General features: G+C 61.5%; 18 protein-coding genes. 2 read left to right on the top strand and 16 right to left on the bottom strand.

Annotation, left to right across the window (positions count from 1 at the left end; genetic code table 11):
* Positions 1 to 3: 3 nt before the first annotated feature.
* The 12 genes from HH213_RS18250 to HH213_RS29900 form a co-directional block, all read right to left on the bottom strand.
* Positions 4 to 2,322, bottom strand: coding sequence for a glycoside hydrolase family 95 protein (locus HH213_RS18250; RefSeq protein ID WP_169113170.1), 2,319 nt, complete (start codon positions 2,320 to 2,322; stop codon positions 4 to 6).
* Positions 2,319 to 3,866, bottom strand: coding sequence for a GH39 family glycosyl hydrolase (locus tag HH213_RS18245; RefSeq protein WP_110847001.1), 1,548 nt, complete (start codon positions 3,864 to 3,866; stop codon positions 2,319 to 2,321). The genes HH213_RS18250 and HH213_RS18245 overlap by 4 nt, the downstream gene beginning before the upstream one ends.
* A gap of 2 nt (positions 3,867 to 3,868) precedes the next feature.
* Complete coding sequence (locus HH213_RS18240; protein WP_169113169.1) at positions 3,869 to 6,730, bottom strand: glycoside hydrolase family 31 protein; 2,862 nt, start codon at positions 6,728 to 6,730, stop codon at positions 3,869 to 3,871.
* 19 nt (positions 6,731 to 6,749) lie between these two features.
* Positions 6,750 to 8,399: a GH35 family beta-galactosidase gene (locus tag HH213_RS18235; protein WP_169113168.1), complete on the bottom strand. Its 1,650-nt coding sequence runs from the start codon at positions 8,397 to 8,399 to the stop codon at positions 6,750 to 6,752.
* Positions 8,400 to 8,422: 23 nt separating this feature from the next.
* Positions 8,423 to 11,410, bottom strand: a complete 2,988-nt coding sequence (locus HH213_RS18230) for a TonB-dependent receptor (protein ID WP_169113167.1) — start codon at positions 11,408 to 11,410, stop codon at positions 8,423 to 8,425.
* Between the two features lie 347 nt (positions 11,411 to 11,757).
* Positions 11,758 to 12,900, bottom strand: a complete 1,143-nt coding sequence (locus HH213_RS18225; RefSeq protein ID WP_169113166.1) for a sugar ABC transporter permease — start codon at positions 12,898 to 12,900, stop codon at positions 11,758 to 11,760.
* Positions 12,897 to 14,417, bottom strand: a complete 1,521-nt coding sequence (gene xylG, locus HH213_RS18220) for a D-xylose ABC transporter ATP-binding protein (RefSeq protein ID WP_169113165.1) — start codon at positions 14,415 to 14,417, stop codon at positions 12,897 to 12,899. Before xylG ends, HH213_RS18225 begins: the two co-directional genes overlap by 4 nt.
* A 112-nt stretch (positions 14,418 to 14,529) precedes the next feature.
* The gene (gene xylF, locus HH213_RS18215) at positions 14,530 to 15,534 is read right to left on the bottom strand and encodes a D-xylose ABC transporter substrate-binding protein (RefSeq protein WP_169113164.1); all 1,005 of its coding nucleotides are present in this window, start codon (positions 15,532 to 15,534) and stop codon (positions 14,530 to 14,532) included.
* 77 nt (positions 15,535 to 15,611) lie between these two features.
* Positions 15,612 to 16,391 carry a D-xylose 1-dehydrogenase gene (gene xylB, locus HH213_RS18210; RefSeq protein ID WP_229263053.1) on the bottom strand — a complete coding sequence of 260 codons (780 nt, stop codon included), beginning with the start codon at positions 16,389 to 16,391 and terminating at the stop codon, positions 15,612 to 15,614.
* Between the two features lie 85 nt (positions 16,392 to 16,476).
* Entirely contained in the window at positions 16,477 to 17,691 is a 1,215-nt protein-coding gene (locus HH213_RS18205) for a XylR family transcriptional regulator (protein WP_110847528.1), read from the bottom strand.
* A gap of 125 nt (positions 17,692 to 17,816) precedes the next feature.
* Positions 17,817 to 19,697: a WD40/YVTN/BNR-like repeat-containing protein gene (locus HH213_RS29905; RefSeq protein ID WP_217363452.1), complete on the bottom strand. Its 1,881-nt coding sequence runs from the start codon at positions 19,695 to 19,697 to the stop codon at positions 17,817 to 17,819.
* Complete coding sequence (locus tag HH213_RS29900) at positions 19,697 to 21,127, bottom strand: GDSL-type esterase/lipase family protein (protein ID WP_217363451.1); 1,431 nt, start codon at positions 21,125 to 21,127, stop codon at positions 19,697 to 19,699. Before HH213_RS29900 ends, HH213_RS29905 begins: the two co-directional genes overlap by 1 nt.
* Positions 21,128 to 21,268: 141 nt before the next feature.
* Here HH213_RS29900 and HH213_RS18195 point away from each other — a divergent pair, with 141 nt between their 5' ends.
* A complete protein-coding gene (locus HH213_RS18195; RefSeq protein WP_169113162.1) occupies positions 21,269 to 21,517 on the top strand; it encodes a hypothetical protein in 249 nt (82 codons plus the stop codon).
* Here the strand turns inward: HH213_RS18195 and HH213_RS18190 are convergent.
* Both HH213_RS18190 and HH213_RS18185 read right to left on the bottom strand, forming a co-directional pair.
* Positions 21,495 to 23,129: a glycoside hydrolase family 43 protein gene (locus tag HH213_RS18190; protein WP_169113161.1), complete on the bottom strand. Its 1,635-nt coding sequence runs from the start codon at positions 23,127 to 23,129 to the stop codon at positions 21,495 to 21,497. The two genes, HH213_RS18195 and HH213_RS18190, sit on opposite strands and share 23 nt — an antisense overlap.
* Complete coding sequence (locus HH213_RS18185; RefSeq protein WP_229263052.1) at positions 23,126 to 24,367, bottom strand: MFS transporter; 1,242 nt, start codon at positions 24,365 to 24,367, stop codon at positions 23,126 to 23,128. The genes HH213_RS18190 and HH213_RS18185 overlap by 4 nt, the downstream gene beginning before the upstream one ends.
* Positions 24,368 to 24,530: 163 nt before the next feature.
* On the opposite strand from HH213_RS18185, the gene HH213_RS30200 reads away from it, so the two are divergent.
* A complete protein-coding gene (locus tag HH213_RS30200) occupies positions 24,531 to 25,082 on the top strand; it encodes a PEP-CTERM sorting domain-containing protein (RefSeq protein WP_169113160.1) in 552 nt (183 codons plus the stop codon).
* Here the strand turns inward: HH213_RS30200 and HH213_RS18175 are convergent.
* Together HH213_RS18175 and HH213_RS18170 are read right to left on the bottom strand one after the other, a co-directional pair.
* Positions 25,059 to 25,712, bottom strand: a complete 654-nt coding sequence (locus tag HH213_RS18175) for an NrsF family protein (protein ID WP_169113159.1) — start codon at positions 25,710 to 25,712, stop codon at positions 25,059 to 25,061. The genes HH213_RS30200 and HH213_RS18175 overlap by 24 nt on opposite strands.
* Positions 25,705 to 26,289 (bottom strand): sigma-70 family RNA polymerase sigma factor, encoded by a 585-nt coding sequence (locus tag HH213_RS18170; protein WP_217363450.1) that lies wholly within the window; start codon positions 26,287 to 26,289, stop codon positions 25,705 to 25,707. The genes HH213_RS18175 and HH213_RS18170 overlap by 8 nt, the downstream gene beginning before the upstream one ends.
* Positions 26,290 to 26,303: the final 14 nt, after the last annotated feature.

Genomic DNA, 26,303 nt, shown 5'->3' with positions numbered 1-26,303 from the left:
GCGCTACAAGCCTGCGCCGAAACGCTTGCTCTGCCCAGGCTTGAGATCGAGCGACACGACCTTGTCGCCATAGCGTACCTTGCCGGCCCCCTCACCGGCGACACGGCGAATGGTGGCAGCGGTCAGTTTGCCGTTGGCCCAGTCCAGATCGACCTCGTAGCCACCGCGTGCGCGCAGTCCTTTGACCGATCCGTTGCGCCATGCCGTTGGCAACGCCGGTAGCAGATGGATTTCGCCTGTCTGCGATTGCATCAGCATCTCGCACATGGCAGCGGTTGCGCCGAAATTGCCGTCGATCTGGAATGGCGGGTGGGCGTCGAACATATTCGGATAGGTGCCGCCCGCGTTATTCACTTCCGTGCCCTGGCCGCTTTGCTGTGCGGCGCGCGCGCCGGGTTTGGCCAGCTGGCCGCGCAGCATTTTGTAAGCGTGGTCGCCGTCCAGCAAGCGTGCCCAGTATGCGGTCTTCCACGCCATCGACCAGCCGGTTCCCGCATCACCGCGTGCCGCCAGGGTTTTGCGCGCGGCATTGGCCAATGCCGGCGTTTGCGTCGGCGAGATCTGGCGGCCGGGGAACAGGCCAAACAGGTGCGAGACGTGGCGGTGTGTGTCGCCTGGCGTGTCGAGCACTTTGTCTTTTTTCTCGTCCATCCATTCCAGCAACTGGCCCCAGCTGCCGATGCCCGGCGTGGCGAGCTTGTCGCGCATGGCGGCGATGCGGTTGCCGTAAGCGGTGTCGCCCAACGCGTCGGCGGCTTCCACGGTGTTGTTGAACAGATCCCAGATGATTTCCTGGTCATAGCTGACGCCATCTTCAATCGGGCCGTGTTCGGGCGACCAGCCGAGCGGCGCGACCAGGCGGCCGTCCGGCAGCTCTTTCAGATAGTCTTCCCAGAAGGCGACGGCTTCCTGCATCATCGGGTAGGCGACCGTGCGCAGGTAGATCTTGTCTTGCGTGTAGGCGTAGTGTTCCCAGAAGTGCTGCATGTACCAGGCGTTGCCGGTCTTGTTCCACACATAGCCCATCGCGCCGAATGGATTGGATTCGGTGCGCACGGTCCAGCCGCGCACTGGCTTGCCTTTGGCGCTGACGAAGGTTTCTTCGCGCTGCACCGCTTCGCCGCTCAGGTCTGGCTGCGACATCTGCACGGACTCCGGATGGGCGATGGCTTTGGCGGCGGTGTCGGCCACCAGCTGGCGATAAACCGGTGCCATGCCCTGCACGAAGTCGAGGAAAGGTTTGGCGTGCTCGGACAGGTTGGCCGGCTCCGCAGGCCAGTAGTTCATCTGGATATTGATGTTGGTGTGGTAGTCCGAATTCCACGGCGGTGTGAGGCTATTGTTCCACAGGCCTTGCAGGTTGGCGGGCAGTGAGCCGCGAGAACTGGAGATCAGCAGGTAGCGGCCGTATTGGAAGAACTGCGCTTCCAATTCGGGATCATTACCTTCGGCCGTGTAGGCCTCGATGCGCTTGTCGGTCGTCAGCGCGCGACGGGCCGGCGCGGCAGCGCCGAAGTCCACGCTCACGCGGCCAAACTGCGCGGCATAATCGCGTTGATGCGCCGCCAGCAGCTTCGCCCACGCGCCAGATGCGGCGCTGGCCGCAGCCACCTGTGCTTCCACGCGCGGCAGCGGCGGCTCGCCCTGAAAGCGGCGGGAGGCGTCGTTGGCGTAGCTAGTGGCGGCGCCGAGAATCAGCGTGATCGCATCGCTGCCGGTAAAGGTGATCTTGTTGCCCGCCACCGCCAGCTTGCCGCCCTCGTTCAGCACCTGCACCTGGCTGGCGTACTTCAGCGCATTCGGCAACGCGCCTGTCGCTGTGATGCGATCACCCTGCGCGCTGATCTGCGCATCATGCATATCGGTCAGTTCAATGGAACCAGTGTACTGACCGCGCTTGCTGGCAGTCAGCCGCACAGCAATCACCTGCGCCGGATAACTGGCCAGCGCCTCGCGCTTGAACTGCACGCCATTGTGCGTATAGCTCACCGTGTGCACGCTCTGCGAAATATCCAGCCGGCGCGCATACCCCGTCGTCCCCTGCTGATGCCCCGGCAGATTGATGTAGACATCGCCAAACGGCTGATACGCCCCCATCGCCTGGGTGTCGCCAGTCCACAGGGTGATGTCATTGAACTGCAAGCGCTCCCGCGCCAACTGCCCGAAAATCATCGCGCCGATGCGGCCATTGCCGATGGGGAGCGCTTCCTTCTCCCAGCCCGCCGCCGTATCCGGCGCCGGCTGCGCATAATGCAAGGTCAGATCCGGCGCGGCCGACGCGCCAGCCGCGACAAAGGCGGCAATCAACAGCGCAGACTTCATTGCGGATTTATCTTGATCAGCACCACATCATTGACGCGCATTTTCACCTTTACGCTGGCCGCGCCGGATGCCGGCACGCGCACAGTGCTGGTCTGCGGACGGTCTGTCGTCAAGGCCTGCAAGCGCTCCACCTGCTTCGGCGTCAGCGTCTTCGGCGAACCCATTTTCAGATACGCCGTATGCGCATCATTCGCCTCAAAGCCGGTGCGGTACACATTGACCGAATACGCGCCAGGCTTCAGCCCTTTCAGATCAACACTGACCTGCTGACTGTCACGCGTCGGCTGCACCGTGGTGTAGAAACCGCGATTGCTGCGACCCTGCTTCGGCGTCTGGAAGTCCCACGCCAGCACCTGCACGCCACGGCCATCCTTCGCCGCATAGCTTTGCACATCGCCCGTCTTGACCGCCGTATCGCCGAGCTGATTCAGATATTTGTAAGCGAACCACGACGGCTTGCGTATCCCCTGAGGATTCATCAAACCAAAGCCACCCTCGAACGGCGCGGTCGGCGGCCCCGGCTCCTCGAACAGATCGCTATAAGTCCAATAGCTCATACCCTGCGCAATGCCCTCGGTGGCTTTGAGCTTGCTCAGAATGTACGGCGCGCTGATATACGAATCGTGTACCGGATCGCGCGGTGTATAGCTGGTGCTCCACTCGGTGAAGTACAGCGGCATCTCCGGATGGCCGGCTTCCGCCATCTCCTTGCGCACCTTGCGCACATCGCCGACGATAGCATCGGGCGATGGCGACAGCTTGGTATCTTCCTTGCCGCTCTCGTCGAGGAAGCCGCCGTCCACGCCATAGGTGTGCGTGGTGACAAAATCCACCACTGAGCCGGCAGACTTGGCATGCGCCAGGAACTCCGGCACCCACGCCGCACCCGCTGTCGACGGACCGCCGACGCGCAGTGCCGGATCGATGGCCTTGATGGTGCGCGACGTGATGTCGAACAGCTCGAAGTACACCTTCTGGTCCGCCTTCTCCCAGAAGCCGTCCAGATTCGGCTCGTTCCATACCTCAAAGAACCAACTGCGCACCTCTTCCTTGCCATAGCGTTCCTGTGCGTGACGCACAAACGCATCCACCAGCGCTGCCCACTTCTTCGGATCGGGATGCGAGGTGTTGCCTTTCCAGTAGAAGATGCTCAGGTCAGAGCTGCGCATCGCCAGCGGCGTAAAGCCCAGCTCCACAAACGGCTTGATGCCGATCTTGAGCAAGCGGTCGTACAGATAATCCAGCTTGGTCCAGTCGTACACCGGCTTACCGTCCACCTCCTTGTAGGTGCCCAGCACATCGTGGAAGATGGCATGGAAGCGAATGTAGCGGAAACCCAGTTCGTCCTTCGCAGTCTTGAGCTGCGCCAGGCTGTCGTCGCGTATCAGCGTGCCCGGATAATCCGAACCCACCGACAGATCGGCGAAGCGGTCGCGCGGCGAACCGGCATCGGCGGCATCCACCACGATATGGCGATCGGCGACTGGCGCGGCGATGGCCGACGCACCCAGCGCAAATAAAACAGCTGCGGTCAAAGTCTTCATGTTCAACGCTTCACAGTAACGGTTTTACCCTCGTAGCTGACCGTCTTGTCAGCCACGTCGAAGTTGTCGGTGCTCGACACGCCAGGCTTGATGAAGCGCACCTTGAACTGGCGCTTGGCGACCATGCCCTTGTACTGGCCCGCGCGCTCGCCGATGGTGACCACGCCGGTCCTGTCATTGTAGCTGAGCGGGATGCGGCTGGCCTCACCGCGCAGATACGCGTTGCTGACGCCATCATCTTCATACAGGCTGAATTTGCCGTCGGCGCCGGTGTAGACCACCAGCGTAATCGGCGCATCCGGTTTCTCATCCACATACTGCGTCAGCGGGCCGACCGGCACGATGGCGCCGGCTTTCACCAGCACCGGCATGCGCGTCTCCGGCGCCTTGATGGTGGCCGTGGTGCCGCCCTTGTGCAATTCACCAGTGTACAAGTCGTACCAGTTGGCGCCCTTCGGCAGATACACGCTGCGTTCGCGCGCGCCGTACACGTACACCGGCGCCACCAGCATGTTGTGGCCGAACAGGTACTGGTCGTTGATGTTCTTCACCGCGTCGTCCTGCGGGAAGTCCATCACAAGGCCGCGCATGATGGAGCCGGACTCGTAGTGCGTCTCGGCGGCGGTCGAATAAATGTAAGGCATCAGGCGATAGCGCAGCTGGTCGTACCAGACCATCGATTCGCGCATCGGCGAACCGGCCGGCGAAATCTCGTTGATCTCGCGCTTGACCACTTCACCGTGGGAACGGAACAGCGGCGAGAACGCGCCAAACTGGAACCAGCGCAGATTCAGCTCGCGCCATTCCTTGATGTCCTCCGGATTACCCTGCTTGATGCCGGTGCTGCGATTCTCCTGCGCCGAGCCTACCTCACCGACCTGGAAACGCGTCTCCTGCGCATAGCCGCCGATGTCGTGCGTCCAGTTAGGAATGCCCGACATCGAAATGCTCACGCCCGCCGAAATCTGGTCATACAGATTGTTCCAGCGGCTGGCCGTGTCGCCGCTCCACACGGCGGTGGCGTTACGCTGGATGCCGGCAAAGCCGGAACGCGACAGGATGAACTGGCGCTTCTCCGGTTGATCGTTCTTCAGGTGCGAATAAAAGCCTTCCGTATGCACCAGGCTATACGGATTGAAGGTGATCTCGCCGCCGCCATACACGGTAGGGCCGATCAGCTTCTTGAAGTCCGCAGGACGCGTATTCGACAGCACATCCGGCTCGGTGTTATCCATCCACCAGGCGTCGAAGCCCAGGTCCACCAGCTTCGGTTTCATCTGGCGGTAGTAGATGTCGCGCGCCTCCTTGGTGTACGGGTCGTAGTGGCTGTTCTTGTAGCCAGGGCCGACCCAGTCAAGCGCGCCGTCCTCCACGTTCTTGGTCCACATATACCCCTTGGACGCCAGCTCTTTGTAGTTGTCGGTATTGGCGTAGAACTTGCCCCAGATCGAAATCATGATGCGTGCGTTGGCCTTGTGGACTTCATCCACCATCGCTTTAGGATCAGGGAAGCGGGCCTTGTCGAAATCGTGCGAACCCCAGCCGTTCTCCGGCCAGTAGAACCAGTCCTGCACCATATTATCGACCGGCCAGCCCTGCTTGCGGTACTCGCGCAGCACGCCCAGCAACTGCTCCTGCGTTTCGTAGCGCTGGCGCGACTGCCAGAAGCCATATGCCCACTTGGGCATCATCGGCGCCTGGCCGGTCAGGTGACGGTAGCCGGCGATGACGTTATCGATATTCTCGCCGCTCACCACGTAGTAGTTGATGCCCTGCGCGACTTCCGACGAGAAGGTCAGCGAGTGACGCTCGTCCTGCGGCAGCGGATCGTTGTGGGTGATGGCGACCATGCCGCCACTCGGCTTCCACTCCAGGTGCAGCTTGACCGGCTTGTTGGACTCGAACTTCACCTCAAAATTGTGATACCACGGATTCCAGCCCTGGCGCCACACGTCCATGATCTCCTTGCCGTCCAACGACAGCTTGGCGTAATCCGATGAATACAGCTGCATCTTGTGCACGCCCGCTTTCGGCGACGCCATCGCGCCATCCCACACCACCTTCAGATTGGCGGCTTTCGGATCGACTTCCTTCGGCCAGTTCTCGGCCACGTCCTTCAGATACTGGTAGGCGATGTCCTTTTCCTGGCGCGTGAATACCAGCTTGTCACCGATGTAATAACGCGCGGTCAGGCCGCCGGCCTTGCCATCGGCATCAGTCAGTTGCAGGTCGCGGCTCAGCCACGCATACGGCTTGCTGTCGCCAAAGCGCGAGATCGAATTGTTGTCCCACAGGACGCCGTAGTTTTTATCAGACACCACGAACGGCACGGCAATCGCCATATTGTGCTGCATCAGCAGCACATCTTCGCCGTTGAGGTTCATCTGGTGATTCTGATGCTGGCCCAGACCATAGAAAGCGTCCTTGGTGCCGTAGTTGAAGCCCTGCTTCACCGCCAGGAACGGTTTGCCGTCGATATCCACCGGCGCCATGCTCTCCGCCTGTTGCGTCAGGAACGCTTTACCGGCGGCGTTAAAGAACTGCACCTGGCCGGTCGCCAGCGACACCGCCACCGAGATTTTTTTCGCCTTCAGCGTGACACTGTCCTTGCCCGATGGGGTGACACTGAAGTTACCGCTAACAGGTGCGGCCACGGTCATCAGCGATGGGGTCAGCGATTTGGCCGCCTGATCCAGCTTCACCACGTGGACGATATTATCGGCCATGACTTCCAGCCGCACTTCCCTGGCGGCGCCGGTGTCCGGTTTGATCACCACACCGGTGGCGGTTTTTTCAAAAGTGCCAGCCATCGCATGGCCGGCCGCAAGCACGGCTACAGCCGTGGCGATCGTCGTAAAGCGCATATCGTCTCCGTTCTTTTATTTAGTATGTACCAACCGTCACCTTCAACACCACCGGATTGCCGGTCAGGTTGAGGCCATAGTCGGTCTGGTCGCCGTTCCAGTTGCGTTCCATGATCCATTTGCCGGCGGCGTCGTAATGGCCTTCTTCAACCCGGCCCCACATGGACGACTTGCCTTCGGCTTGATCGATCTTCACGCGCGCGCGCTGGCCGATGATGATGAATTCATTGTCGCTGATCTGCGCGATCGATACGCCGCCGTTCGGGATCTCGGTCCCCGCCGGTACGTCCTTGATGTCCTTGAAGTATTCGCGCTCGCCGAACTGCCACTCGCGGAACGAGACGGTGGCCTTCCAGCCTTTCATGTCCACGGTTTGCGGCTCGCGGTCGTCGCCTTCGGCAACGCCGTAGGTGCGGCCTTCAAACGCCCACTTGGCCCACTGGCGCTCCATCGGACGGAAAGCGGCGTAGATTTTGCCGAACGGTTCCACCATGGTCTTGTCGATCGCCTTGTGACCGAGCGGGAAATTGCTGTAGTCCGCGTAGTCGATGCCGAACGGCGAGAAGCCGATCGCGCCCTTGCCCAGCACCAGATAGGTGTAGCGCACGTATTCGGCGGCGTTGCTCATCTCCGGCACCATCAGCGGATTGTCTTTGCGCTGGAACAGGCGCAGCGAGGCGTTGAATTTCTTCGAGTTGGGGCCGTAAATATCCGGACCCGCGAAATCGATATGCGGCGCGGCGGCGCGGTAGATATCGATCACGTCATAGGTCGGGCCGCCGCTGGCGAAGTTCTCATGCCACGGTTTGACCGGGTCTTCGGTCGAATCGCGCTGCGAGTTATTCACGTACATCGGCAGGTTGTAGACGGCGCGACCAGCCTTGGCGATTTCCTCGATATAGCTGGCGATGGAGTACGCGTGGAAGTATTCATCGGCGTAGTCGCCGTAGACCTGCTTCCATGTGCCGCTCTTGGCCAGCGGCACAGGGGATTTTTTATAGTCCAGCACCGCCTGCGGCACCGGTTGATTGAACTGTGCTTCGGCCTTCGGCGCATAATCACGCGCAAAGCCGTAGGTGCCCACTTCGTTCTCGACCTGCACCATGATCACGGTGCGCTGCGCTTCGTCGATCTTCTTAATGTGGGCCATCAGCGCCACAAAGGCCTTCTTGTCGGCCTTCAGCGTCTCTTCGCCCTGCGGCGACAGGCAATAGGTGATCTTGCCGTCCTTTGAAACCATGCGCGGGAAACGGGCGTTGTTGAACTTGACCCATTCCGGCGTATAGCTTGGACCGGTGTTCTTCCAGGTGCCGAACCACAGCAGCACCAGTTTGACTTTGTTCTTGCGCGCTTCTGCCACCAGCGTGTCGACGTAGCTGAAATCGAACTTGCCCTCTTCCCGTTCGATCTGTTCCCAGGCGACCGGGATTTCGAGGGTGTTGGCGTGCATGTCCTTGATCGCCGCGAAGACCTTGTTCAGGGCCAGCGGATAATTACTGGAATTCTGCGCCTGGCCACCGAGGATGACGAAAGGCGCGCCGTCCACCATCAAGGCGAAACGGCCGTCCTTCTTCACGATCTGCGGTAGCTGGGAGGCGGCGGCCGCCGCGCCAGCTGCGGCCATTAAAAAACTGAAACTGGTAACAAGCTGGCGGGCGGTTTGCTTCATCGTGATTAAGCCTTTTTCAGAGATTAGAAGTCGTAGCTCAGTTTAGCCACTACGCGGCGGCCGGTCTTGAACCATGCACGTCCCATCATACCGATATTCTGCTGCATCAGCTGCTTGTAGGTGGAGTCGGTCAGGTTCTGCGCTTCCACGCCCAGCGACACCTTGTCGCTGAATTTGTAGAACGCCGATGCATCCAGCTGGCCGTAGGAATCCGCCCAGGTAGGCAGCGCCCAGGCCACATTGGTCTGGCCGTAGGTCGGGCTGGCTGGATTGGAGTCCGTGCCGTCGCCGCCTTTGGTGCCGTTGACGTTCACGCCTTGCAGCGACTTCGAACGCCAGTTATAGGCCAGACGCGCCGACCATGGGCCTTTGTCGTACAACAGCGCCAGGTTATACGACTGGCGCGACAGGTTTTCCAGCGGCAGATTGCCGAAGGTGGTGCCGTTGGTGTCGCAACCGTTCAGGTTCAGGTTGACGTTGGTCGCGCTGTCGCCGCCGGTGCAGTATTTCGAGTACACCGGGTTGTACAGATCGCGCTTGCTGTCGACGAAGGTGAAGTTGGCCTGCACGCCCAGACCGGACAAGGCGCCTGGCAGTTTGTCGAAGTACTGCTGGTAAGCCAGCTCGATGCCGCGCGCATAACCACGGGCGCCGTTGACCGGACCGGTGGTGGTGAAGTTCTGCAGCTTGCCGCTGGTGTCCGGCAACTGGTAGTTGTACACCTGGTTGATGATGATGTCTTTCAGGCGCTTGTTAAACACCGCTGCGGTGAACGAACCGGTAGGCGCGAAATACCATTCCATGGTCACGTCGAGCTGCTTGGACGTGGTCGGACGCAGGTTAGGATTGCCGCTGCCGGTGCCGCTCAGGTCCACGCTGTTGACCGTGGTGACGCCGTTAACGGTGGTGGTGTTGGCCGTTTGCGACAACGTGGTGTAAGCCTGCAGCTGCGTGAAGTCCGGACGCGAGATCGCCGTTGCGGCGGCAAAGCGGAACTGCAGCGTGTCGGTGGCCTTCAGGCGCAGGTTCAGGCTAGGCAGCACATTGTGGTAAGTGTTGTCGAAGTCCTGGGCCTTCGAAAACGGCGAAATGGTCGGAATCGGCACACCCTGGGTTGGGCCGGTCGGCAGGTTCGCGGTGAACACGGTGTAACCATGCGCGGTCGAATCGGTCTTCACGTAGCGCAGGCCGACATTACCGTCGATCGGGTATTTCAGATCATCCCAGCCGAAACGCATCTGGCCGTAGAGCGCCTTGGTTTTTTCCGACTGGTCGTTGGTGCCGGCAGGATCGGTGCCGAAGGTGGCTGGCGTCCATGGCGCGCAGGTGTTGCCCGCTTCCGCGCACAGCAGATCGTGGTAGGTGTGCAGCGTGGCGTAGGTGCCTGGATAGCCCTGTGCCAGCGACACGTTCGGGAACACCACCGACGGCACGGACACGCTGCCGTTGAAGAAGTTATTGAAGCTATGCAGATTGGTGTTACCCGAGAAGCGCGGATCGCTCAGGTAAGCCAGATGCGAAATCTCGCCCTGCCATGGCTGGGTGATGGCAGCCCAGTTGTAGCTTGGGTTGCTGTTGGTGGTGGTGGCCGAACGGTCGGTAAAGCGCACGCCAAAACGCACGTCGCGCAGCACCGGATTATCGAAGTCGTATTTAACGTCGGTCTTCCAGGCGTTTTCCTTGGCCGTGCTGCGGTCCAGATGCTCCTGGGTGAAGGCCCAATAGTAGTTGTTCGGGTTGGCCAGGTAGGCGCGGTCCGAGGCGTCGAAGATCAGATTCGGCACGCTGCCGGTCAGGTCCAGCCTTTCCTTCGGCAGCTGGATGGCGGTAGCGACGGTGGAGTCGAAGCTGTTGGTCTTGGCCTTGATGTGCTGCAGGTCGGTGGTGACAGTCCAGCTGTCCTTGCGCCAGCGCAGATTCCACGACAGGTCGGTGGTGTCGGACTTGCGGTTGGCGGCGCGCGTGTCGTCGCCGAAGTTGATGCCGGCGCCGGTGGAATCGGTCAGGGTGCCAGTCTGCAGCGCGCCCTGCGCATTGAAAGTCGAATCAGGCGAGACGCGGATGTTGTACGGGCTCGATTGGGCGAAGATCGCCTGCTCGTCCCACTTCATTTCGTACTTCGATTTGAAGTACGTCAGGCCGCTCGACCACTCGTCCTTTTTCCATTGCAGCGCGCCGTAAGCACCTTCGCGCTTGCGGTTGAATTCCAGCGTGCGCCATTGCGCGCCTTTCGGCACGTAGACCGAATTGCCGTTGGCGTCCTTCAGTGGATAGTACGGCTCGACCTGGAAGGCGTCGGTGCGGGTCGCGCTTTCCGAGTAGGCCAGATCCAGCAAGGCGCCGACTTCACCGATCGGGGTTTTCCAGCGATCCGACACCAGACCGGAATACGATGGCGAGGTCTTGCCCTTCTTTAGTTCCGACCAGGTGCGGTCGGCCGAGATGGCGGCCTTGAAGCCTTTGTAGTCGAACGGCATGGCGGTGCGCAGGTTCACCAGGCCGCCGATGCCGCCTTCAATCTGTTCCGCCGATGGGTTCTTGTAGATGTCGACGCCGGACACCAGTTCTGGTGGCACGTCTTCGAAGTTCAGCGAGCGGCCGCCGTTGGCCGAGAACGAATCGCGGCCATTCAGTTCCGAGCGCACGTAGCTCAGGCCACGAATCGACACGCCCGAGCCCTCTACCGAAAAGTGCTCCGGGTCGCCCTTGGCCATGGTGCGGTCGATGGTCACGCCGACCACACGTTGCAGCACCTCGGTCACCGAGCGGTCCGGCAGCTTGCCCATGTCTTCGGCGACGATGGAGTCGACGATTTCATCGGAATTCTGTTTGATCTTCTGCGCCGATTGCAGCGCTGCGCGCTGGCCGGTCACGATCACCGCTACCGGCTCTGCAGCCGGCGCGTCATTGGTCTTTGGTGCATCGGTCGTCTGGGCCAGGGCTACGCCGCTCAGCATCATCGTCATCTGGGCCAGGCCCATCGCGATGGCCGTTTTTTTGAACTGTTTCATCTACACTCTCCAAAGTTATACGAATATGTCATGGCTCTTTGGCCACTTATTATTGGTATTTCTCGTCATCTGTGGGGGTTAAGGGAATCTGCGGGGTAAGGGAGCCCGCCGGCGCTGGACAGCGCATTAAACTGGTCGTCATTGATAAGGTCTCGCTCGTCTGTATTTTTTTATCGCTGCTGCCGGCCGGCGGGGTGCCACGGCGCGCGACTTTAGACCATTGTGCAAGTTACACAATTGAGTGGCAATTGCGAAAATCACCAATGCGCAGAATGATAATCAGCAATCGTCGCGAGAATCCTACAGATACGCGGCCCGGCTGCGCGGGCCGCGTTGAAAAAAAACGTTTAACGACGGCCCGAGCGCGTCGCCACATCCACCCACACCGCCAGCGTCAGGATCGCGCCCTTGACGATCATCTGCCAGTAGGTGTCGACGTCCAGCATCGACATGCCGTTGTCGAGCGACGCCATCACCAGCGCGCCAATCAGCGCGCCGTACACGGTGCCGGAGCCGCCGCGCATTGAAGTGCCGCCGATGAAGCAGGCCGCAATCGCATCCAGCTCCCCGGAGGTACCGGCCGATGGCGAACCCGCCGCCAGCCGCGCGGTGTTCAGCAGCCCAGCCAGGGCGCACATCAGGCCCATGATCCCGAAGATCCACAGCTTCACCGCCTGCACGTTGATGCCGGACAGCCGCGTAGCCTCCATGTTCGAGCCCACCGAGTAGATGCGGCGGCCGAACACCGTCTGCGTCGCCACGTAGCTGAAGATCCCCAGCAGCACCAGCAGCATCAGCACCGGCAGCGGAATGCCTTCGTATTCGTTCAGCGTGGTCACAAATGCGAACAACACCACGCCAATCGCGGCAAGGCGCAAGCCATGACGCCATAAGGCAGGCACCGGCAGATGGTGGCGTGCCAGGTTCACTCGCTGGCGCCAGATCAGCACCGCCGCCAGCACGAACAAGGCCACGCCCAGCGCCACGCCAATCTGTGGCGGCAGATAGCCCTGCCCCAGCTGCACCAGCGAATCCGACACCGGCGCCACCGTCGCGCCATCCGTCACGCCGAGCACAATGCCGCGATACGCCAGCATGCCGCCCAGGCCCACAATGAATGACGGGATGCCGGCATACGCCGTCAGCCAGCCATTGAACAGACCAAGCACCAGGCCACACGCCAGCACCACCGCGATGGTGGCCGCCACCGGCATATGGTGCGTTACGTCCAGCACCGCCGCAATGCCGCCCAATAGCCCGAGCAGCGAGCCGACCGACAGATCGATCTCGCCGGCGATGATGACGAAGGCCATGCCACACGCCACCACGCCGGTCACCGCCATCTGGCGCATCAGGTTGGACAGGTTGCGCGGCGAGATGAAACCGCCGTCAGTCTTGAAGCTGAAGAAAGCCCAGATCACGGCGATGGCGATCAGCAGCGCCAGGATTTTGTACTGCGTGAACAGCTGTTTGATTTTTGTTGGATTCATTGATGTATCGCTGCCGACAGCAGCATTTCCTGAGTCAGATTCTGATTGACGAAATCGCCGCGCAATTCCCCTTCGCCCATTACCAGCACGCGGTCGGACACGCCCAGCACCTCGGCCAGTTCCGACGACACCATGATGATGGACATGCCCTGACTGGCCAGCTCCAGCATCAGCTTGTAGATTTCGAATTTGGCGCCGACGTCCACGCCGCGCGTGGGCTCATCGAGGATCAGCACCTTGGGCCGGGTCAGCAGCATCTTGGACAGCACCGCCTTCTGCTGGTTGCCGCCCGAGAGCGAGGTAATTGACAGGAAGGGGCTGGCCGTCTTCAGGCCGAGACGCGCGATTTCCTCGCTCACGGTTTTCAGTTCAGCCTCGCGGTCGATGCGGCTGAAGCGCGAGTAGCGGCCCAGCACCGACAGCGTGATGTTCTGCCCCACATCCAGATCGCGCACGATGCCGTGCTGCTTGCGGTCTTCCGGCACCAGCGCCAGGCCGTTGCGGATCGCCTTCAGCGGCGTCGACGTATCGATCTTCACGCCATCCAGCCACACCTCGGCCTCGCTCACGCCGGGATAGGCGCCGAACAGCGCCGACACCAGCTCCGTGCGGCCTGCGCCGACCAGCCCTGCGATGCCAAGGATCTCGCCCTTGCGCAGCTGGAAGGAGACGTTCTTCACTTTTTTACGTTCCGGCTTGTCGACGTCGTAGCAGGTGACGTTGCGTGCCTCGAACGCGATGTCGCCCTGCGTGCGCTCCAGCTGCGGATACAGCTGGTTCATCTCGCGGCCGACCATCTGCGCGATGATCTGCCGCACATCCATCTGCTGCATCGGCGTGGTGGCGATGTGTTTACCGTCGCGTATCACCACGATGGTATCGCAGATGGCTTCCACTTCATCCAGCTTGTGCGAGATGTAGACGCAGGCCACTCCCTTGGCCTTCAGGCCGCGGATAATATCCAGCAGCACCTGGATTTCCGCCGCCGTCAGCGACGACGATGGCTCGTCGAGAATCAGCAGCCTGGCGTTTTTGTTGAGCGCCTTGGCGATTTCAATCAGCTGCTGATGGCCGCCGCCGTAATTCGACACCGGCAGCACCACGTTGACGTCATCCAGCTTGAGTTCTTTCAGCAGCGCTTCGGCGCGCTGGTTCATGGCCGCATAATTCATGCGGCCGCCCGGCAGCGTGATCTCGTTGCCGAGGAAGAGATTCTCGGTCACCGACAATTCCGGCACCAGCATCAGCTCCTGGTGGATGATGACGATGCCGGCCGCTTCGCTTTCACGTATCGATTGCGCCTTCAGCGGCGCGCCGTTCCACAGGATTTCGCCGTCCCAGGTGCCGTGCGGGTAGACGGCGGACAGCACTTTCATCAGGGTCGATTTGCCGGCGCCGTTCTCGCCGCACAAACCAATGCACTCGCCCGGACTGACCTTCAGGTCAATACCGTCGAGCGCAGGCACACCGCCAAATTTTTTGACGATGTCCTTCATTTCTAGCAAATAGCCGGACATGGGGATTCTCGAAAGGTGACAGGCGGAGCGTATGCAGCATGGATTCCCGCCTGCGCGGGAATGACGCGCCACCGTCGCTCCCGCGCAGACGGGAGCCCATAGAACGCATACCTTACTTGGCCGCCAACTGGGCCTGGGTATAGAAGCCGTCTTTTACGACCACGTCCACATTGGCCTTGGTCAGCGCGATCGGTTTCAGGAATACCGAATCGACTTCCTTGAAGCCGTTGTTGTACTTGGCGTTGAAGGCCGGCTTTTCGCCGCGCACCAGCTGCACCGACAGCTTGGCCGCTTCCGACGCGATCAGCTTCAATGGCTTGTACACGGTCAGCGTCTGCGTACCGGCGATCACGCGCTTGACGGCCGCCAGATCGGAGTCCTGGCCCGACACGGCGACCTTGCCGTCCAGTTTTTGCGAAGCCAGCGCCTGGATCGCGCCGCCGGCGGTGGCGTCATTGGAGGCCACTACGGCGTCGATCTTGTTGCCGTTGGCGGTCAGCGCGTTTTCCACGATGGACATCGCCTCGGACGGGCTCCAGTCCTTGACCCACTGCTTGCCGACGATCTTGACGTCACCCTTGTCGATCAGCGGTTGCAGCACCTTCAGCTGGCCTTCGCGCAGCATCTTGGCGTTGCTGTCGGTCGGCGCGCCGCCCAGCAGATAGAAATTACCCTTCGGTTTCGCCGCCAGCACGCCCTGCGCCTGTAGCTGGCCGACCATATTGTTATCGAACGAGATGTAAGCGTCGATATCGGCGTTGAGGATCAGACGATCGTAGGAAATGACTTTGATCTTGGCCTTCTTCGCTTCGCGGATGGCGTTGGTCAGCACCGTGGCGTTGTATGGCACGATGACCAGCACGTCCACGCCGCGCGAGATCAGGTTCTCGATCTGGGCGATCTGGCGCTGCTCGCTGGCGTCGGCCGACTGCACAAACACCTTGGCGCCCTGCTGTTCGGCGGCGGCCACGAAGTAGTCGCGGTCGCGCGCCCAGCGCTCCAGCCGCAGGTCATCGATCGAAAAGCCGATCTTCGGGTTTTTGGCGTCGGCCATGGCGTTACCGCCTGCAAAAGCCATCATCACGGCAATAGCCGCCGTGCTCAGTAATTTCTTCATCAATTAAGTCTCCAATTATGCTGCCGAGTTCTATGCCCAACTAAACACTACACCGCGCATTGCACCGCTATGTTACATCACGCGCCGTACCAACCCGCGTCCACATAGTATTCGCGTCCCGAACAGCGCGCCGCACTGTCGGAGGCGAGGAACAGGGTCAGTGCCGCCACGTCGGCGATTTCCACCCGGCGCGGCAGGCATTGGCCGGCCAGCATGCGCGCCTCCTCGTCCGGCGTATGCCACAACGCTTCCTGGCGCGGCGTCCGCACGCCGCCTGGAATCACGCTGTTGACGCGGATGTTGTCGCGGCCAAGATCGCGCGCCATCCCGCGCGTCATGCCCTCGATGCCGGCTTTGGCGGTCATGTACAGGGTCAGCTCCGGCAAGGCCAGGTGCCACGAGATGGAACTGAAATTGAGGATCACGCCGCCGCCCGCCGCGCGCATGCCCGGCACCACGGCTTGCGCGCAGAAGTACAGGTGACGCAGATTGACCGCCATGCGGTTTTCCCAGTACGCCGGCGTGACGTTGGCAATCTCGTGGCGGTCGTCGTTGGCGGCATTGTTGACCAGGATGTCGACCGCGCCGATGGTCTCGAAGATCTGCGCCACCTTTTGCAGGTCGGTCAGATCGCACGGCACGAAGGCCGGCGGCGCAGGCAGCGCAGCCAGGCTGGCCGCCAGTGCGCGCGAATCCTTCTCGGCGATGTCAAGGAAGGTGACTAGCGCGCCCTGGCGCGCAAACGCCTCGACGATACCGGCGCCGATGCCGCTGCCGCCGCCAGTGACGACCACGCGCTTGCCGGCGAGGCTGGGATAGATGGCCTGCTCACGCGGCGTGTTGTAATTTTTTTCCAAGGTCTGTTCTCCAAAATAGCTGGAGGATTCTGACCCGCCTAAACATAAGCCGCAATTACGAAAATCACCAATCGCGGCAATGATATTACGCCGCCAGCTCCGGCGGCGGCAGCGCCGAGCCGTCATCGACGATGCCCATCATGGCGCGATCCTGATAAGTGCGCGGCGTGCATCCCAGCTCGCGCTTGAATACCGCGTGCATATACTGCACCGACGTGAAGCCGCAGCACAACGCCACTTCGGCGATGCTGCGTTCACCGCGCGCCAGCATGGACGTCGCCGCATCGAGCTTGAAGCGCAGGATCACATCATGCACGCTGCAATTGAGCTCCTGCCGGAAGTAGGACTCCAGCGACGAGCGCGAAATGCCGACATACTCCGCCACCTGGTGCGTCTTGATGCCCTGGCAGGCGTACTGGCGAATGAAGTGGCGCGCGCGCATCACGTGCGGATGCTTGGGCGCTTCGTGCTGGGTGGACGCCAGCACATTGATGCCGACCGGCGGCACCAGCACCCGCGTGCCGCTCATGCGCACGCCGTGCAGCATCTGGTCCAGCAGGTGGGCGGCGGTGCGGCCCATCTCCTGCGCGCCCTGGATGACGGAACTCAGTGGAATCCGGGTCAGCATGCGCGCCAGCGGATCGTTGTCGATACCGATCAGCGCCACCTGCTCCGGCACCGCGATGCCGGCCATGATACAAGCCTGCATCAGCTGGCGCGCGCGCGCATCCGTCACAGCGATGATGCCGACCGGCTTGGGCAGGCTATGCAGCCACTGGATCTGCTGCTCCACCGCCGCATCCCACGACGGCGCGCTGGTGCCCAGGCCGCGGTAGATATGCGGCTCCATCTTGTCCTGTCCCATCAGCGTGCGGAAGGCGTGTTCACGCTCCTGCGCCCAGCGGTTGGTCTGCGCTTCCGGCAGCGAAAACATGGCGAAGTGGCGCAGGCCGGCCTCGATCAGGTGATCGCGCGCCATTTTAATCAGCTTGAAATTGTCGGTGGCGACATAGGGCACGTCGTCCGGATAGGCGGCCTGATTCTCGTACGAGCCGCCCACCGCCACCACCGGCACGCGGCTGCGCGTCAGGGCCTCGGCCACGGCGGGATCGTCGAAGTCAGCGATGATGCCGTCGCCCTGCCAGCTCTCGATGCCGGGCAGGCGCAGGCGGAAGTCCTCTTCCAGGAACAAATCCCAGCTGGCGCGCGTGGAACTCAGGTACGCGGCGATGCCCGCGATGACCTCGCGGTCGAAGATTTTGTTTGCATTGAACAGTAGCGCAATCCGGTGTGACTTCATCTGCATCTCTACTACCCCGCTCCAGGACGAATTTGGCCGTCTTGATACTACAGCCCGCCCGCGTGGTGCAGATATGAAAAATTTCGCTTCATCCATAACGAATTTGACTAAATACCTTAAGGAAATTACGTTTTCGGCTTACCGAACACAATGCCCCGGCCCGCTGTGCTCATATAGACAACACCAAAGGTGTTCATATCGCCTACGACGAACTGGGCGTCGCCGGGGCCGCCATATTGATGTTGGTCGTCATTGATGCGCAGCCAGCTGGCGCCGCTGTCGATGGAGCGGAACACGCCGCGCACGCCGCCAACCTCGCCCCAGATGTAGACCGTGGGGTCGCTGGCCCCCGGCGCGGCCTTGCCGAAACCGACCGCCGCCGCATAGCTGACGCCGGGCAAGCTGGCGAAACTGGCGCCGGCATCGGTGGAGCGTGCCAGGCCACCGTCGTACAGCGCCACCCAGACGTCGCCGCTACGGCCCGGCATGGCGCGCACGGTTTTGGAACCGCGCGCCGAGGCCAACCGCGCTTTTGTTGGCGCGAAGCTGGCGCCGCCATCGGTGCTGACCAGCAGTCGGTCACCAGCCAGTGCATAGAATTTGCGGGCATCAACGGGATCGGCGACGGCGCGGCCTCGCTCCGTATGCAAACCCGCGACCTCGGACCAGGTCGCGCCCTCGTCGGCAGAGCGGTAGCAGGTGCTGGACTTTTCCGGGCAGTGCACGATGACCTTGCCGTCCGCACTCAGCGCCACCTGGCCCTGCGCGCCCTGCATGCTGGCGGTCTTCGCCCACGTCACCCCCATGTCTTTCGAGAGATACATCGCTTTGCCGGCGCGCACCACTACGTTCGGATTGCGCGCGGCATAATCCAGTCCCCAGGTCGTGCCCATGGTCGGCGTGTGGATCGGCGAATAATGCGTGACGTCGGTATGGCGGAAGCCATCGTAATCGCCGATCGCCGAAATGACCGGGCCGCCGGGAATGCTGACTAGGTTCAGCGGCACCGATTCTTCCAGGCCGATGTCCTCGAACTTCCACACCGGCTTGTCGCCGTGGATGTCATCGGAGACGAACACACCGTTGCCGGACACCGCCATCAGCCGCTGGCTGTCGAACGGATCGAACTCGATGCTGGCGGTCCAGTGGATGAAGCTGCCGGCAATCCAGCTAACGCCGTTGGAATCGATCTGCACGCCCTTGGCGACGATGCTGTTCCAGCTGCGGCCGCCATCCACGGTTTCGTAGAACTGGTCGCCGATGCCGCCGCGCATGTCGTAGTGCGAGATGGTCGACACCACCATGCGCAGCGGATTGCGCTGATCAACGGTGATGCCGGTATAGGCGGCGTTCAGCGGCGGCGAGATATCCGCCCACTTGCCGCTGGCGATGTCGTACTGCCACACGCCGCCCTCCTCCAGCCCCTCGTCCTTGGCCTTGTCCGCATGCGGACCGGCGCCTTTGGCGAAGGTCAGCACCAGTTTGCCGTTCGCCACCACCGCGCGATGCGGCATCAGCTTTTGCGGGCCGCCGGTCATGGCGCGGAAAGTCTGGCCGCCGTCGGCCGATACATACATATTTTCGCCGAAGCGCGAGACGCCGACGTAGATTTTGCCGTGATCGAGCAGCACCAGGCTGATGCCGTTCTGGTTGTTGGTGGTGGTGATGTCGAGCCCAGTCAGACGATGCCAGCTTAAACCCTCGTCGGTGCTCTTGAACAGGCCGTTGGCGCGGGTGCCGACGTACAGGATCTTGCCGTTGTCCGGATCGACTTGCAGCTTTTCGCCGTTACCGCGCCCCATGCCGTTGCCGTGTACCTTGAACTGGCTGGTGACGTCGATGCGCTTGAAGGTGTTGCCGTAATCGTCGGACTTGAGGACCGCGCTGGCGCCGCCGTTCAGGTAGGCGACGCCGGCGGTCATGTAGAGCTTGTTGGGCGATGACGGGTCAATCGCCAGCGATTCGATGCCGAGCAGACCGGTGTCCTTATCGGACACCCAGTCCATCAGCGGAATCCAGCGTTTTTTTTTACGTCCCAGCGATAAGCGCCGCCGACATCGGTGCGGGCGTAGATCAGGCCCGGCTCGGTCTTGCTGGTGATCAGGCCGGAGACAAAGCCGCTGCCGCCGATCGAGACATTATCCCACGCATACTTTTCCGCGCCCGGCAGCAACTGTTGCAGCGTTGGCGCCATGGCCTTGGCCCAGATCTCGTAACCCTTCTCGTTCGGATGCAGCAGGTCCGGCATGATGTCGCGCGACAGCGTGCCGTCCGCTTGCAGGAAAGCCTTGCCGATGTCGAGGAAGAACACCTTCTGGTTGTCGGCATAGCCGGCGATGATGGCGTTGACCTGCTCGTTAATCCGGCGCAGATTGTCGTCCGGCTTTTCGCCGCGCGGGAAAATCGCCAGCAGCAGGATCTTGGTGTCCGGCAGGCGCTGCTGCAATTCCTCGATATTGCGCTTGATGCCAAGGGCCGTGGTCTTCGGATCTTCCTGGCGATGGCCGGTGTTGTTGGTGCCGAACATCAGCACCGCGACTTTCGGCGCCAGGCCGTCCACTTCGCCATGCTGCACACGCCACAGTACGTTCTCGGTGCGATCGCCGCCAAAGCCGAGGGCGATGCCGTTCAGCGGCTTGTAATAGCGGTCCCAGACCGGCACGCCGCTCTTTTCCCACCCCTCGGTAATCGAGTCGCCGATGAAGACCACTTGCGCGCTCTTGCCCAGCTGTTTGACGTCGGCCAGCTTTTTCTCGTGGCGCGTGGTCCACCAACTGATCGACCATGACTCGTTCAATTTGTCCGGCGTGACCGAGACGGTCTTGTAATCGGGGCATGCAACGTTGGGCTTGCCGCTCAGCTGATACTTGACGTTGGCGATGGAGACCTTGCCTTTGCCGGTGCCGTTCAGCTCGAACGGCTGGGTAATCTGGCTGAAATCGTCGCCTTCGTGGTAGAAGCAGCTGGCCGACATCACCAGATGCTGCCAGCCCTTGCCCTCTGCCGCGCGCGCCGGGATCACATACGGCACGCCGCGCTCGCATTGGTCGCCGCACTTGACGCGAAAACTCAGGCCGCCTTCGGCCAATTCATCCACTTTGAGATCCAGCGCCAGCACGCCCTTGTCCAGATAGGGCCGCAGGTCAACCGGCTCGCCGCCCTGCATGCGCAGGCTGGCGTACCAGGCTTTGTTGAAATTCAGTGTGAGCGCATCGTCCTTCTTCGCCTTGGCCGACTTGCTGGCGGCGACCACGCCATTGTCGGCCTTGGGAATCTCGGCCGCAGCGCCCGTCATCGTCTTGGCGGAGTCGAAATCCGAAATGACGATACTACCGGACGCCAGCGGCTGGCCGGTATACACATTCAAATCATTGGGCGCCGCCGCGAAAGCGGACGACGATAGCACAGCCAGGGTAGCGGCAAGGCGGATATTCATGGGGATGTCTCACGTATTTTTATGCGCACCATTGTGCGATGCCCCGCCACGCACCGCAATTACGAAAATCACCAATCGGCACAACAATATTGAACTTGTGCTCGCAATCGGCGGTCTAAACCACCATGACGCCTTGCAGAGATGCGTACTAGCATCGCCAGTCTACGCACCACCATCGTAGTCACCGGCGTCAGCAGCGTCCTGGCTGCCGTTCTCGGTATCTCGGCATTCAACGCCGCACTCTACTCCAACATGCTGGCCGCGCTGAGCGCCGGCAAGGAAATGGCGGAAACCCAGGCAGAAGTCAGGCGGATCGTCGCCGAAACCGCCATCCTCCTCAAGCGAGCACAAGAAGAGAAAAAGCCGCCTAAACAGCCGCCTTCGGATTGATGCAGTACGCCCGTTCGCGGTACTCGAAGTAATCAAAGTCCGCATGCAGTGCCGTGCCCGCCATATCCTGGCATGCCACGCCCACAAACGCGCCGGTAAAGTTCGGCATGCCGGGGGCGTTGGCCTCGTCCGACAGGATGCTGGCGTCAAACTGCTGCGCCAACCATTGCCACGCGCCGTCACCCAGCCGGTAGCCAAAGTACAGGCGCTCCTCATCCACCTCCACCCGCAACTCCACCGGCAAGCCCGGCGGCAACGCAATCGGCGCGGTAAACGTATCGGTCTGCACATGGTTGGGCAAACTGCTCATCACCCGCAAGTGCTTGCCAAGCACCTCATCGTGCGAGATGTACAGGTAGTGGAACTTGGACGCATTGTAGTAACACACCAGCCCCGCCTGCTGCTGGTAATGCTCCGGCTCAAACTCCACTACCGTCGACGCACTGTAGCAATGCGCCTGCTGCCGCCGCGCCACCAGCGACTGGCGGAACGTGCTGCCGATACTCTCGCGGCCATACAACCGCAAATGCCCCGGCCGCGCCGTCAGACTGAACAACTCCTCCGGCCATGGCGTGCGCAGCCAATGGAAGGCTATCGGCAGCTGCGACGCATCAAACTCCTCCCGCACCGGGTCATCGGCAAAACGATGCTCCGGCAAGCCTGGCGACGCTGCCTGCAACTCCGGCGTGCCCTGCCCATCTAGCGTGCGCAACCAACCGTCATCGCCCCACACCACTGACTGAATCGCCGTCTCACGCCCCAGCGTGCAAGTGCCGCGATTGCGTAACGGCCGGCCGCACAGATACACCATATGGGTCTGGCCATCCTGCGTCTCCACCAGATCCGCATGGCCGGCGCGCTGCAACGCCACGTCGGGCCGGTGACGTGAACTCAGCATGGTCTGATCCGGATGCAACTCATACGGCCCGTTCAGATTGCGCGAGCGCGCCATTGTCACGCCGTGATTCCAACCGGTGCCGCCCTCCGCCGTGAGCAGATAGTAATAGCCGTTACGCTTGTACAGATGCGGCGCCTCGGTCAGCCCATGCGCCGTGCCCTTGAAAATAGTCTGGCGCTGGCCGATCAATCGTCCCTCGGAATACTCCTGCGCCACAATGCCATTGAAGCGGTTGCTGCCCGGCCGGTGATCCCACAGCTGGTTCAGCAGATACTTGCGGCCATCGTCATCATGAAACAGCGACGGATCGAAGCCGCTGCTGTTGAGATACACCGGCTCCGACCACGGCCCCTCAATTGTCGGACTGGTCACCAGATAATTATGAAAATCGCGCAAGGACGCGCTGCCCGAGGCGCCGCCGGTGGAGGTGCGGCCATAACGCTTCACATCCGTATAAATGAGCCAGAACAAGCCGTCCGCATACGTCAGGCAAGGCGCCCACACGCCGCATGAATCGGGGGCGCCCAGCATATTGAGCTGACTGGCGCGCGTGAGCGGCCGTGTCAGCAAACGCCAGTTGACCAGATCGCGTGAATGGTGAATCTGCACGCCGGGATACCACTCAAACGTGGACGTCGCAATGTAGTAATCATCGCCCACGCGCACGATGGACGGATCGGGGTTGAAGCCCCGCAGGATGGGATTTTGAATCATGAAGTTTTCTCTCGCACCAAAGTCCACAGCAGCAGCGCCGCCACCAGGTCCAGCACCGCCAGGCTGACGAAGAACGGCGTATAGCCTACGGAGGCCATCAGCCCGCCGATCATCAGCGAAAAAATCAGCAGTCCGAAATTGCCGAAAGTGCCGCACATGCCGGCCACTGTCGCCACCTCGTTGCGGCGGAACAGATCGGACGACATCGTGATCACCGTGACCGACAAGGTCTGGTGCGCAAAGCCGGCCAGGCTAAGCAAGGCAATCGCCGCATACGGACTATCGACAAAGCCGACAAACGCCACGCCCATCATCATGCACGCGCCCAGCGTGAAGGCGCCGCGCCGCGCATTGATCAGCCGCACGCCGCGCTTTTGCAGCGCCAGCACCACCATCGGCCCGAACAGGCAGCCCAGATCCGCCGCCAGGAAAGGCAGCCAGGCAAACATCGCAATCTGCGCCAGGTCGAAATGGCGCACCGTGGTCAGGTACAGCGGCACCCAGAACGACAGCGTGCCCCACGCCGGATCGGCCAGGAAGCGCGGCAGCGCGATGCCCCAGAAATTGCGCATCTTCAAAATGCTGAGAATGGACGGCCGCTTGCCGTCGCCTTCGAGATGCTGCTCCTGCCCGGCCGCGATATGCTGCGCCTCCTCTTGCGACAGGCGGCGATGGCGCGCCGGCGCGTCATACAGCAGCAGCCACGCCGCCACCCAGACCAGGCCCAGCGCGCCGGTGATCACAAACGCCGACTGCCAGTTGTAATGCAGGATGGCCCACACCACCAGCGGCGGCGCCAGCATCGAGCCGAACGAAGCGCCGATGTTGAAAATCCCGCCGGCCATGCCGCGCTCCTTGGCCGGGAACCATTCGGATACCGCCTTCATGCCGGCCGGATTGGCCGAGCCTTCCGCCAGCCCCAGCATACCGCGCAGCACCGCCAGCGTATGCCAGTTGGTAGCGAAACCATGCGCCATGCAGATCACCGACCAGGCAGCGGCAAACATGGCAAAGCCAAACTTCAGGCCGATCACATCGAGCACGTAGCCGCACAGCGGTTGCAGCATGATGGCGCCCTGGAAGGCTGCCGTGATATAGGAATATTCCCTGGTGCTGATGCCCAGTTCCGTCAGCAACGTTGGCGCCGCCACCGCCAGCGTGCTGCGCGTTAAATAGTTAATTACCGCCCCGAGCATGATCAAACTGATCATCCACCAGCGTAGTCCCCGTATTTTCATGATTGCGCAATCATTTTGTAATGGTTGCGACGATAACACACTCTTTTCGGAAATGATTACGGAATTAGCATCTGTCCTGGAAAAGTGTTTTCTTTTTCATAATTAAATGTAAAATTAACAAGCAGTCTAGGCAGTCTAACAACCAACTAACTAGGGGATTCCGATGAATAGGTTTGTACGTGTGGCCGCACTGGCTCTGTCTTTGCTGGCTGGCGCCGCCGCCCAGGCGATGACTTATAATTTTTCCTACACCTTTGGCGACGGCAATAAAGCCACCGGCTCGTTCGACGGCACCACCGTCGGTGACCTGGTAGTCGACCTGTCGCATATTTCGGTATCGGTGAACGGCGTCGCCTTCCCGCATAGCGGCTCGCTGAGTTCGTATTTCTTTACCCCGGAGGGCGACTGGGCGGGCCATGCTGTCGCGTCGTTCAACGCGGTGCACAATAACTTCGGTTTCTTCGATGACGACCCTTCCACTGGGGCAGCTACCCATGGCTTCCTGCTGGTTCCTTACGGCCCGCCTGATCATCTGGCACAAATCCTCGGCACAGCCGGCGAGCCGTCTGAATGGACTGTCCCGGCCAACTGGACACTGACGGCCGTCGTGCCGGAAGCGGAAACCTACGCCATGCTGCTGGTCGGCCTGGGCTTGATCGGCGTGGTCGCCCGCCGCCGCGCGCAAGCCTGGTCAGCGCAGCCGGTGCCGCTGTAGCAGCGGCACGGCAATCCAGCGCCGGCCCGCCAGCACTGCCCCGGCAATCAGCGTGAGGGAGGCGGCGAAGTGCATCATCAAATCCATCAACTCGCCCGCCACCGGGTGGCAGAACCCCAGGATAATCTGCGACATCGCCGCGACGCTTAGGCCAGCAATCGCCAGGCTCCTGGCGGGATACAGTGAACGTGTCCGTCGCAGTGCTGCGACCACGACCACCATCATCGGTATGCCGGCAATCATCATGAAGGTGTAGCAGTAGATCCCCTCGCCAAAGTGCCCGATGGGATCGCCTGAACTGGTGATTTGCAGCAGCTCTACCAGCAACCACGCCACCGAAAACGCGGCCAGCCATCGCCACTGCGCCTTGTGACCGGCGATGCTCAGCGCAAATGCGCTCTTCAAGGCGAATGCACCCAGGCCCAGCGACAACAGCATGCCCAAGCCCGCCCACAGTGCGCCGGGGTCAGACCAGTTCGCAGCTGCCGAGGGCATCGTCAACGAGGCCAGAAAACCGCATGGCAGCGCCACCAGCATCCAGCCCAGCGCCCGCTGCCACGGCGACGCGGGTCTTGTCACCGGAGTCGCGTCGCGGCTGAGGCGTTCAATCAGGGCATCATGGTTATTCATGGTCTGTGTTTCCATTTCGGCGAAGCGTAGTGAAAGCGCGGTTCAGCAAGGACTTCACCGCCGACAGCGTCATGCTGGTGGCCGTCGCTGCTTCAGTCAGGCTCAATTCAGATATATGCACCAGTTCGACCATCCGCCGTTGACGGTCGGGCAGACGGCTCAGCATGCCGTCGAGTTGCTGATGGGCCGCCATGGTGTCATGCGCCTCGGCGATCGATCCATCGGGATGCGCGAACACGGCCTCCTCGTCCAGCACTTCCCAGCCTTGGCGGCGGCCACGCGCGCGCAACGCGTCAATCGCGCGCGCGGAAGCAATCGCCGCCAGCCAGGGTAAAAACGGGCGGGCTGGGTCATAGGTGTGGCGCACCCGATGCACCGTCAGCAAGACGTCCTGTATCACGTCTTCCACGAAGGCGTCATCGTGATAGATCTTGCGCCTCACCATGCCGCGAATGATGGGAACGATCGCCTTCAGCAAACGGGCATAGGCAATTTGATCGCCATCCTGAGCCCGCACCATGAGCTGCGCCCAGGCAGCTCCTGAAGCAAGGCTCTCCGCTGGCGAGGTATCGATCAAATCTCGTTCCCAAT

The sequence above is a fragment of the Duganella dendranthematis genome (assembly GCF_012849375.1).
GTDB classification, from domain to species: Bacteria; Pseudomonadota; Gammaproteobacteria; order Burkholderiales; family Burkholderiaceae_D; genus Rugamonas; species Rugamonas dendranthematis.
Note: the sequence above shows the minus strand (reverse complement) of the source record. Positions and strands in the feature narration are given on the sequence as shown.